Origin of the sequence: Flavobacterium flavipallidum, assembly GCF_038289905.1 — a bacterium.
In the GTDB taxonomy this organism is placed as follows: Bacteria; Bacteroidota; Bacteroidia; order Flavobacteriales; family Flavobacteriaceae; genus Flavobacterium; species Flavobacterium flavipallidum.
Window position 1 is genome coordinate 147,663 of sequence record NZ_JBBYHU010000006.1, and the last position, 9,489, is coordinate 157,151.

The window sequence follows — 9,489 nt, forward strand, 5'->3', positions numbered from 1 at the left end:
ATTAAAATTTTTTCTATGTTATTAACAAAAACGATATAGTATCGATGTTATCAGCATAATCCCATAATTTTGGCTTTTGCGTCTCTCCAAAAGCAATGCTGTTTTGAATAAGATTATTACTTACAATGCACTGGATTTGATCAGTATCTGTAAGCAGTCTTTTTTCTACATCCGAAAGGTTCTCGTAGTATTCATAAAAAACACTGGAAATAGGAGAGGCGTAGCTGTAATCTTCTTTAATAGTTAGAAAACCATTGTCTAATAATTGAAAATTACTCATCAAGAAAACAGCTTTGTTGTAATCGTAATTATTAGCGTATTTTTCATACTGAATTACATCTTGGTATTCAAACATAGCTTCAAAAAAGGCGTTGAAACTGTATCCTTTTGGCACAGATAGTTTAGAAACATTGCGACATCCTAAACCAAAATACCTAAAAATATCTTCTCCTAAAGCAATTAATTGTTCTTTAGTCTCTTCTCCGTTTAAAACAGCAACTGAATTTCTGTTTTTACGTATAATTGAAGGCTTGTCTTTAAAATAGTATTCAAAATAACGGGCGGTATTGTTGCTTCCAGTAGCAATGACTGCATCAAAATTTTCCAGTTTTCCTTCAGTAAAAGTGATCTTGCTTTCTAATTCGGGAGCAATATGTATCAGGTATTTTGCTAAAAATGGTAGTAAATGCTGATCGTTTGAGGAGGTTTTTACTAAAACATCATGTCCTGTGATTAATACACAAAGAAAATCATGAAAACCTACGAGTGGAATGTTTCCTGCAAGAATTAAAGCAATTCTTTTAGATTTTACATTGTCAAATGAATACATCGATAGCCATTTGTCCAAGTTTTCATCGGTCAAAGCTTCTGCCCAGGAGTTGATGGCATAATGCACTTGTTCAGGTGTGTACCAGCCGTTATGAGATTGAGATAGCGTTATTAAATTGGCAAAAGAATCAAAAAAAATAGCATTTCCTTCTACATCTTCTCTTTGTTTGTTTTCGGCTTCGGAAAATTGACTCAGAAATCTTCCTAATTTCACAAAAATATTTTTTTTGCTTTCTATTGTCATAATGTTTGCTTATGAAATGTTTTGATTGTAATTTTGCACAAAAATAAGTATAATATAGTCGAAAGACAAAAGTTATGTCTATAGGTTATCAAAACTTAAAAACTTTTGTTCTTTAACCATAAAACCAAATTATAATGGCAATTATCATAACAGACGAATGTATCAACTGTGGTGCATGTGAACCAGAATGTCCAAATACAGCAATCTATGAAGGTGCTGACGATTGGAGATATAAAGACGGTACAAAATTAAGCGGGACTGTAATCCTTCCTGATGGAACTGAAGTTGATGCTGAAGAAGCTCAAACTCCAATTTCTGATGAAGTTTATTATATTGTTCCAGGAAAATGTACAGAGTGTAAAGGGTTTCATGATGAGCCTCAATGTGCTGCTGTATGTCCTGTTGATTGCTGTGTTCCAGATGAAAATCATGTTGAGGATGAGGAAACCTTGTTGAACAGACAGGCTTTCTTGCATAATGAATAGTGAATTATATTTTTAATTTCAATTTAGAAAAAATCCTGAGTCTTGTACTCAGGATTTTTTTTATAATTCAATATTATAATGTGTTATAGATTGAATCCTAATCGGGCGTAGTAGTAGGCTCCACTAAAACCCATTTGAACGGCATCCCAGTAGCCGCCACCTTCAACCCAGTCGTCTTGTTGATCAGGGTAAACATTAAATAAGTTGTTAGCTCCAATGCTTAATTTTGAGTTTTTATTTAGTTTGAATCCTAAGGTTAAATCGGTAACAATTTTAGCACCGTAAGTATCGGTTGCTGCTTTAATTTGGTTAGTAAAACTTCCGTAATCAGCTACGTCTTCATACATTTGATAATCTAACAATTCTACTTTACTGAAACGGGTAAATGCTAATCCGGCATTAAACCATTTTTTGTCATAACTTAAGTTTAAACCAAATTTATTTTTAGGAGCAGAAGCTAATAAAAAGGCTTCTTCTCTTTTTCCAAAGAAAATTTCTTTATCTAAATTACCGTTTTTAATACTTCCGATTTTCATGTTGTTTATATTTCCAACTAAAGTTGCACTAAATGTCTGGTCGTTGAATTTCTTTTTCCAAGAAAATACTACATCTAGCCCCACGGTTTTAGTGTTTAATCCATTAACGAAAAACTGTGCCTCATCAATTCCTAGATTTAGTGCTGTTGCATCAAAATAACCTGTTAAAACAATCCTGTCTTTCACATCAATAAAATAGCCGTCAACGGTTGCAGTAAAATTTCCAAAAGTAGAAGTGAATCCTAAAGAAGCATTTACTGCTTTTTCTTCATTTAGTTTATTGATTCCAAAACCTTTGGTAACCGGACTATTATTAGATGATAATAAAATTTCTGAGGCGCCACTGGAACTGAAGTTGGTAAATCTTGTATTGTAATAAATTTGCGCCAGCGATGGGGCTCTAAAGCCAGTACTAATGGAGCTTCTGATGTTGAAGTTGTCTGAAACTTTAATTCGCGTGGCTAATTTACCGTTGAATGTTTTTCCAAAATCACTATAATTTTCAAAGCGTAAAGCTCCATTTACTAAAATAGATTTGTTAATGTCTAATTCTAAATCGGTATACAAGGAAACGTTAGAGCGACTTTTATTAACTACATTCGCAGGGCTATATCCAGGGAATCCTTGTGATCCTCCAGGTCTGACTTCATTTGAAATTGGGTCGACAGGAGCTGATTGTTCGGTAGGATCAGTTATTGGTTGTCCATTAGTGTCATAAGTGGCGTAAGAGCCTGTTTCTCCGGCAAAAATGTTAAAGGTTTCTGTTCTGAATTCAGTACCAAATGCGATGTTTAACCCCTCTAATACCGAGTCAAAATTTTTAGAAAAATCAAGGTTGGTTGTGTTTTGGCTTAAACTATGTCCTCCTGCATCAAATTCTGTTGGCGAAGCTTCTTCTAATGAGGCGTTTATGGTACCTTTTACATAGTAATGAAATAAATTTTTCCCATAGGTATTGCTGAAATCTATTTTCCAACCTGAATTGGTAGTTGTTCTAATACCAGCTGCAAAGGAGTTGTCCAGAATATTGGAGGTGATTCTAGGGGTAAATCCTCCCGGGTAAATTGATTCAACAACTCTTTCACCATCGTTTCGGGTAAAAGCATAAGCGTCGGTATCTCTGTAGTTTTTTCCTCCAAAAGCATAAATTTCAGTTTTATCGGAAACTGGAAGCGAAAGGTTTGCAAATAAGTTATAACCTAGGATGGACGCTTCTCCAAAACCTTTTCGGAAATCAAATCCAGGGCGAAGTGTTTTATTTTTTTTCAAATATTCTGTGGTAAAATTAACAAAACCACCTTTTTCACCAAGTGCTACACCATAATTGGCAGATGCTTTTATGGAGCCTCCATCAAAGTTTTGGTCCTTGCCAAATGAATTTCCAAAACCATTTTGGTCAAGTCTATAACCTTCGGTATTTGCAGTTCCAGTTGGAAAATCTCCTTTTGCATTGGTATTAAATGCGCCATAAGAAATATTTCCTGTAAATTCATCTACATTGTCATTTAAAACGATATTGACAACACCGGCAATGGCATCCGATCCATATTGTGCTGCTGCACCATCTCTTAAGATTTCAATTCGTTTTATTGCAGCTGATGGAATTGCATTTAAGTCGGTTCCGGTATTACCTCTTCCTCTTGTTCCAAATAGATTGATTAAGGAAGATTGGTGTCTTCTTTTACCGTTGATTAATACTAATGTTTGATCTGGTCCAAGACCTCTCAAAGTTGCTGGGTCAACGTGATCTGCGCCATCAGATCCCGATTGTTTATTAGCATTAAATGAAGGAGCAACATATTGCAGTAATTCATTAATTTCCAGTTTTCCACTTTGGGTTGTAACATCACGAACATTTATAATATCAATAGGTACTGGAGTATTTACTACGGTTCTCTTAGTGTTTCTGGAACCTACAATTACCACATCATTCAATACTTCCCCTCCTTCAGATTTAAGAGTGATATTAATTGTGTTTGAGCTCGCTGGTTTTTCAATAGTCGAGTAACCAATGTAACTAAAAACTAATGTAGCACCTTCTTTTACTTTGATACTATATTTTCCGTCTAAATCTGTAGAAACACCATTATTGGTGCCTTTTTCAATGATATTTACACCCGGAAGGTTACTGCCTGATTGGTCTTTGACCACACCTGTGATGTTTTTTTGCGCTAGAAGGCTGCTAAAGCTAATTAGCAAAATGAATGAGTAGAGATTCTTCATAATAAGCTAAGGATTAGGATTTTTTACACTGCAATATAACATTTTTTTAACATTTTTAACATTTTTTTTAGTGGAGATTATTGGTTGAAATAAAACAAGGAGTAATGTTTTTTTGTGTGATTTTATTTTTTTCAGGATAAATTCCGGTAAAATATATTATAAGTTGCTAATTAGGCTTCCATAACATTTATTAAGTCTTATATTTGCACACTTTTAAAATAAATTTTTTCAAAACATACGCTATAAGTATTGTATAAAATATAAAAAACATGAAAGCAGGAATCGTAGGCTTACCTAATGTAGGGAAATCAACTTTATTTAATTGTTTGTCAAATGCTAAGGCGCAAAGTGCAAACTTTCCATTTTGTACAATCGAACCAAATATTGGAGTAGTGAATGTACCGGATCCAAGAATCGCCAGATTAGAGGAATTAGTGAAACCGGAGCGAGTACAAATGGCTACTGTGGATATTGTGGATATTGCAGGATTAGTAAAAGGTGCCAGTAAAGGAGAAGGTTTAGGGAATCAATTCCTTGGAAATATCCGTGAGTGTAATGCTATTATTCATGTATTGCGTTGTTTTGATAACGATAATATTGTCCACGTAGACGGAAATGTAAACCCTATTCGTGATAAAGAAACGATTGATATCGAATTGCAATTGAAAGACTTAGAAACGGTTGAAAAACGTTTGGAAAAAGTAAATCGTGCGGCTAAAACCGGAAATAAAGAAGCGCAGACGGAAAAAGCACTTTTAGACCGTATTAAAGACGCTTTATTGCAGGCAAAATCAGCCAGAACTGTTGTTCCTCAATCGAATGATGAGGAGGCTTTGATGGAAGATTTTCAGTTGATTACTACAAAACCGGTTTTGTATGTATGTAATGTAGATGAATCTTCAGCAGTAAATGGAAATAAATATGTAGATCAGGTACGCGAATTAGTAAAAGATGAAAATGCAGAGGTTATTGTACTTTCGGTTGGTGCTGAGGCTGATATTACCGAATTAGAAAGTTATGAAGAGCGTCAGGTTTTCTTAGAAGATTTAGGATTAACTGAGCCCGGATCGGCAGTTTTAATTCGTGCTGCTTATAAATTATTAAACTTACAAACCTATTTCACTGCAGGTGTTAAAGAAGTTCGTGCTTGGACTATTAATATTGGTGATACTGCACCAAAAGCAGCAGGAGTAATTCACTCTGATTTCGAAAAAGGATTTATTCGTGCAGAGGTTATTGCTTATGAGGATTATTCTACTTATGGTTCGGAATCTAAAGTGAAAGAAGCCGGAAAATTACGTGTAGAAGGAAAAGAATACATTGTTAAAGATGGTGATGTAATGCACTTTAGATTTAATGTGTAGTTTTTAGAATAAAGAAGGCAGAATAAAGAAAATAGATGAAACCGTTGAAGTAATTCAGCGGTTTTTTTATTGCTGAATTTTGTGTAATTTTCAGGAAAACAAAATACTATGAAAATAATCGCTTTTGGCGGAAGCCCCAGTAAAAATTCCATCAATAAAAAATTAGCTACTTATGCTGCTTCGTTGTTTGAAAGTGCCGAAGTCGAAGTGTTGGATTTAAATGACTACCAAATGCCGCTTTTTAGTGTGGATATTGAGGCTGAAATCGGTCACCATGAATTGGCAAAAGCCTTTTTGGCTAAAATTGAATCCGCTGATTTTTTAGTGGTTTCTTTAGCCGAAAATAATGGTAATTATTCGGCAGCATTCAAAAATTTGTACGATTGGTGTTCCCGAATAGTTGGCAAAGTTTTTCAAGAAAAACCCATGTTATTGATGGCAACATCTCCGGGAGGAAGAGGAGGCGCTTCGGTATTAGAAATTGCTAAAAATGCATTTCCCCGTTATGGTGCCGATGTAAAAGCTACTTTTTCTTTGCCGAGTTTTAATGAGAATTTTGATGTCGAAAAAGGAAAGATTTCTAATGCCGAATTGGATGGTGAATTGAAAGATTTAATTATTAGGCTGCAATAATTTTTGATATAATAGTGATATAAAAAACCACAGATGACACTGATTGAACAGATACAAATGGATTTTTATAGCTCTTTGCGAATCACAATCTGCGATAATCTGTTAAAATCCGTTTCATCTGTGTGCCATTGTCAATGATTGGAATAGGAAAAGGATAGTCATATTTCCTGATAGCGTTCTAAGGTTTTATACACAATAGTCTGCATTCTTTTGCGCAATCGTTCCGGTTTTAAAACTTCCAGTCCGTTGCCAAAACCCAAAAGCAATCGGTCTAACTCGTAATTTTCAATGAGTAATAAATGAATGATAATACTGCCGTCTTCATTGGTTTTTATGAGTCGTTGGGTATTGTGTATTGGTTTTGTAATCACATAAGGTGCATTTACAGCATCAATCCAAAGTTCAATTTTTTTAGGTTGTAAGCCGGTATTTACAGTTACCCCCACTACATTTTTATAAAAGGCATCAGCATCAAAATCATCTTCTAAAAAAGGCATGTTGAAATCGTAATCAATTTTTAAAATCCGGTCTAAAGCCAAATTAGAAATCGGTTGGTTGTGCTTTCTTCTTCCAATTAAAAACCAGCGGTTATTGAATTCTTTTAAGATAAAAGGATGAAAATGAAATTGTTTTTCCTCTCTGGATTGGAATGATTTATAAGTAATAATCAGAACCACTTTCTTGACAATCGCCTGATAGATTTCGTCTAAAAAATGCAATCCCTTTAGTTTTTCGTTTTTATCCAAATGGATGACGGGTTTCGAATTGGCTTTTTCGGCATAGATTTTATCTTCCAGCCGCTGCAAAATATCCGAAACATCATTGAATAATGAAAAATCTTTGAACTGTTTGAGCATAGCAACCGTCTCGGTCAAGACATTAATATCCGTTTCTGTGAGCGGAATATCAGTAATACTAAATCCTTCTTCCTCATAGCGGTAATACTTTTTGTCATAAACCACAATGGGAGCGTTGTACCCTAATTTTTCGCTGCGCATCATTTGGATATCCGCCTGAATGGTGCGCTTGCTCACCGGATTTTCTTTTCCTTCAAATTCATACAAAGCCTGACTTACCGCTTCAATTAAATCCTCCAAAGTCCAATTCCTATACTGATTTTGCAGGCATTTATCTATCGTTTTATAGCGAATAAGCGCATTTTTATTTTGTGCCATAGGTCGTTTTTTAGTTTTTGGGCGTGTCCCTTCGGGTCGGGCTATTCGCTACAATCTTTTATGACTTCCGCTCTCGCTCCATTCATAAAAGGATTTTCGCTATTATCCCTCACGCAAGTCAGGGTAAGCAACAACAGCGATTTTCAAAAGAGGAATTACTTTTCACTTTCCTGCAAGGTCTTTTTTGACCTTGTAGGTATGATTAATAATCTTCTCTTAAAAAAACAGATAGCTACAAGGTTAAAAAAAGAGCTTGCAGGAGTCCATTGCGACAATAAAAATACAAATTATTTCTTACTGCGCAGAATAATTGCGTACTTGGGTAAAACATTTGTACTATCAAAATAAAACAAATAATGAAAACACAAATAAGCGGTACAGATCTATTGGAATTAGGATTTCCTGAAGGAAAAATAATTGGAGTAGCCTTAAAAATAAACAGCAAAAGAAACGGATTTACCAGAGAAGAAATGATTGCCAATTATAAAAAGGTATTAGCAACTCCGGAAAATTATATTGACGATGTAGTGTTTAGTAAACTGGCTGTTGCATTGATCGATAAAGCGAATGAAAAACCGGAAGATTTCATTGCTTTGAATCCCAATCCCAATTCCTTTTCGGCTTACGGCATAGAACAAATCGAAGAAGGTGCTTTAAAGCAAATGAATGTGGCTATGCAATTGCCTGTTACGGTTGCCGGAGCATTAATGCCCGATGCGCATCAGGGTTATGGATTGCCTATTGGCGGCGTTTTGGCCACTAAAAACGCGATTATTCCCTATGGTGTTGGGGTTGATATTGGTTGCCGAATGGCTTTGTCTGTTTATGATATTCCCGAGGAATTTTATTTTGAAAATGAAATGAAATTCAAACGAGAGTTGGTAGCACATACCAAGTTTGGCGCGGGACACGGTTTTCACGGACAATACAAAGCCAATCATGCGGTTTTAGACAGCGATGGGTTTAACACTACTGCTTTTATCAGGAATCTAAAAGACAAGGCTTGGTCGCAATTAGGGACTTCAGGAGGAGGAAACCATTTTGTGGAATTTGGAATTATAGAATTCGCCCAAGACGATGCCGTTTTGAATATCCCAAAAGGAAAGTATGTTGGATTGTTGACGCATTCCGGTTCCAGAGGTTTTGGAGCCACTATTGCGGGACATTATACCAAAATGGCTAAAGAGGTATGCAAGTTGCCTGATGTGGCTAAGAATTTAGCTTATTTAGATATGAATTCGCAGTTGGGTCAGGAATATTGGATGGCGATGAATTTGGCCGGAGATTATGCTTCGGCCTGTCATGAAATTATTCACAACAAGATGCAGCAAGCTTTGGGAGCTCAAGTGTTAGCCAAAGTTGAAAACCATCACAACTTTGCCTGGAAAGAAATCTGGAATGGTGAAGAAGTGATGGTGCATCGAAAAGGAGCCACTCCAGCCGCAAAAGGTGTGATGGGTATTATTCCGGGAAGTATGACAGCGCCAGGATTTTTGGTAAGAGGAAAAGGTGAGGAAAACGCCATTAACTCGGCTTCACACGGAGCAGGAAGACAAATGAGCCGAACCCAAGCCATTAAAACAATAACCCAAAACCAAATGCAAACCATCTTGAAAGATCATGGTGTAACTTTAATAGGAGCGGGACTGGACGAAGCCCCAATGGCCTACAAAGACATCAACCAAGTGATGGCTGCCCAAACGGATTTGGTGGATGTTGTTGCGAAATTTACCCCTAAAATGGTCCGAATGGCCGATGATGGGAGTAGGGAAGATTAAGTCAACTATAAACCTAACAGGTTTTCTAAACCTGTTAGGTTAAAATTTTTAGACACTATCCTAAAAAGTGTGTAAGTTAAAAAAATAATGGGGTTTGACTTTTTAATTAAAGTTGAACCCTTTTTTCAAATATAGTTAAGAACTGATTGAGGATTAATCCCCAGTTTTGGATTGGCATCGACCATTTTTTGGTTGCTTCCCTCAAAGCCAAATATACGGATTT

General features: G+C 35.8%; 7 protein-coding genes. 4 read left to right on the plus strand and 3 right to left on the minus strand.

The features are described from left to right. Nucleotides 1-13: 13 nt before the first annotated feature. Nucleotides 14-1,072, minus strand: a complete 1,059-nt coding sequence (locus tag AAEO59_RS05185) for an acyl-CoA reductase (RefSeq protein ID WP_341699674.1) — start codon at nucleotides 1,070-1,072, stop codon at nucleotides 14-16. A 134-nt stretch (nucleotides 1,073-1,206) separates the two neighbouring features. Here AAEO59_RS05185 and AAEO59_RS05190 point away from each other — a divergent pair, with 134 nt between their 5' ends. Next, entirely contained in the window at nucleotides 1,207-1,557 is a 351-nt protein-coding gene (locus AAEO59_RS05190; protein WP_341699675.1) for a 4Fe-4S dicluster domain-containing protein, read from the plus strand. Nucleotides 1,558-1,640: 83 nt separating this feature from the next. On the opposite strand, the gene AAEO59_RS05195 is transcribed toward AAEO59_RS05190, so the two are convergent. Next, on the minus strand, nucleotides 1,641-4,316 hold the full coding sequence (locus tag AAEO59_RS05195) for a TonB-dependent receptor (protein WP_341699676.1): 2,676 nt from the start codon (nucleotides 4,314-4,316) through the stop codon (nucleotides 1,641-1,643). Between the two features lie 269 nt (nucleotides 4,317-4,585). Between AAEO59_RS05195 and ychF the strand changes: the two genes are divergently transcribed. Further along, nucleotides 4,586-5,680, plus strand: a complete 1,095-nt coding sequence (gene ychF / locus AAEO59_RS05200) for a redox-regulated ATPase YchF (protein ID WP_341699677.1) — start codon at nucleotides 4,586-4,588, stop codon at nucleotides 5,678-5,680. 108 nt (nucleotides 5,681-5,788) lie between these two features. Next, nucleotides 5,789-6,313 carry an NADPH-dependent FMN reductase gene (locus tag AAEO59_RS05205; RefSeq protein WP_341699678.1) on the plus strand — a complete coding sequence of 175 codons (525 nt, stop codon included), beginning with the start codon at nucleotides 5,789-5,791 and terminating at the stop codon, nucleotides 6,311-6,313. Between the two features lie 158 nt (nucleotides 6,314-6,471). On the opposite strand, the gene AAEO59_RS05210 is transcribed toward AAEO59_RS05205, so the two are convergent. Then, entirely contained in the window at nucleotides 6,472-7,488 is a 1,017-nt protein-coding gene (locus AAEO59_RS05210; protein WP_341699679.1) for a helix-turn-helix transcriptional regulator, read from the minus strand. Between the two features lie 356 nt (nucleotides 7,489-7,844). Here AAEO59_RS05210 and AAEO59_RS05215 point away from each other — a divergent pair, with 356 nt between their 5' ends. Continuing rightward, complete coding sequence (locus tag AAEO59_RS05215; protein WP_341699680.1) at nucleotides 7,845-9,266, plus strand: RtcB family protein; 1,422 nt, start codon at nucleotides 7,845-7,847, stop codon at nucleotides 9,264-9,266. Nucleotides 9,267-9,489 lie beyond the last annotated feature (223 nt).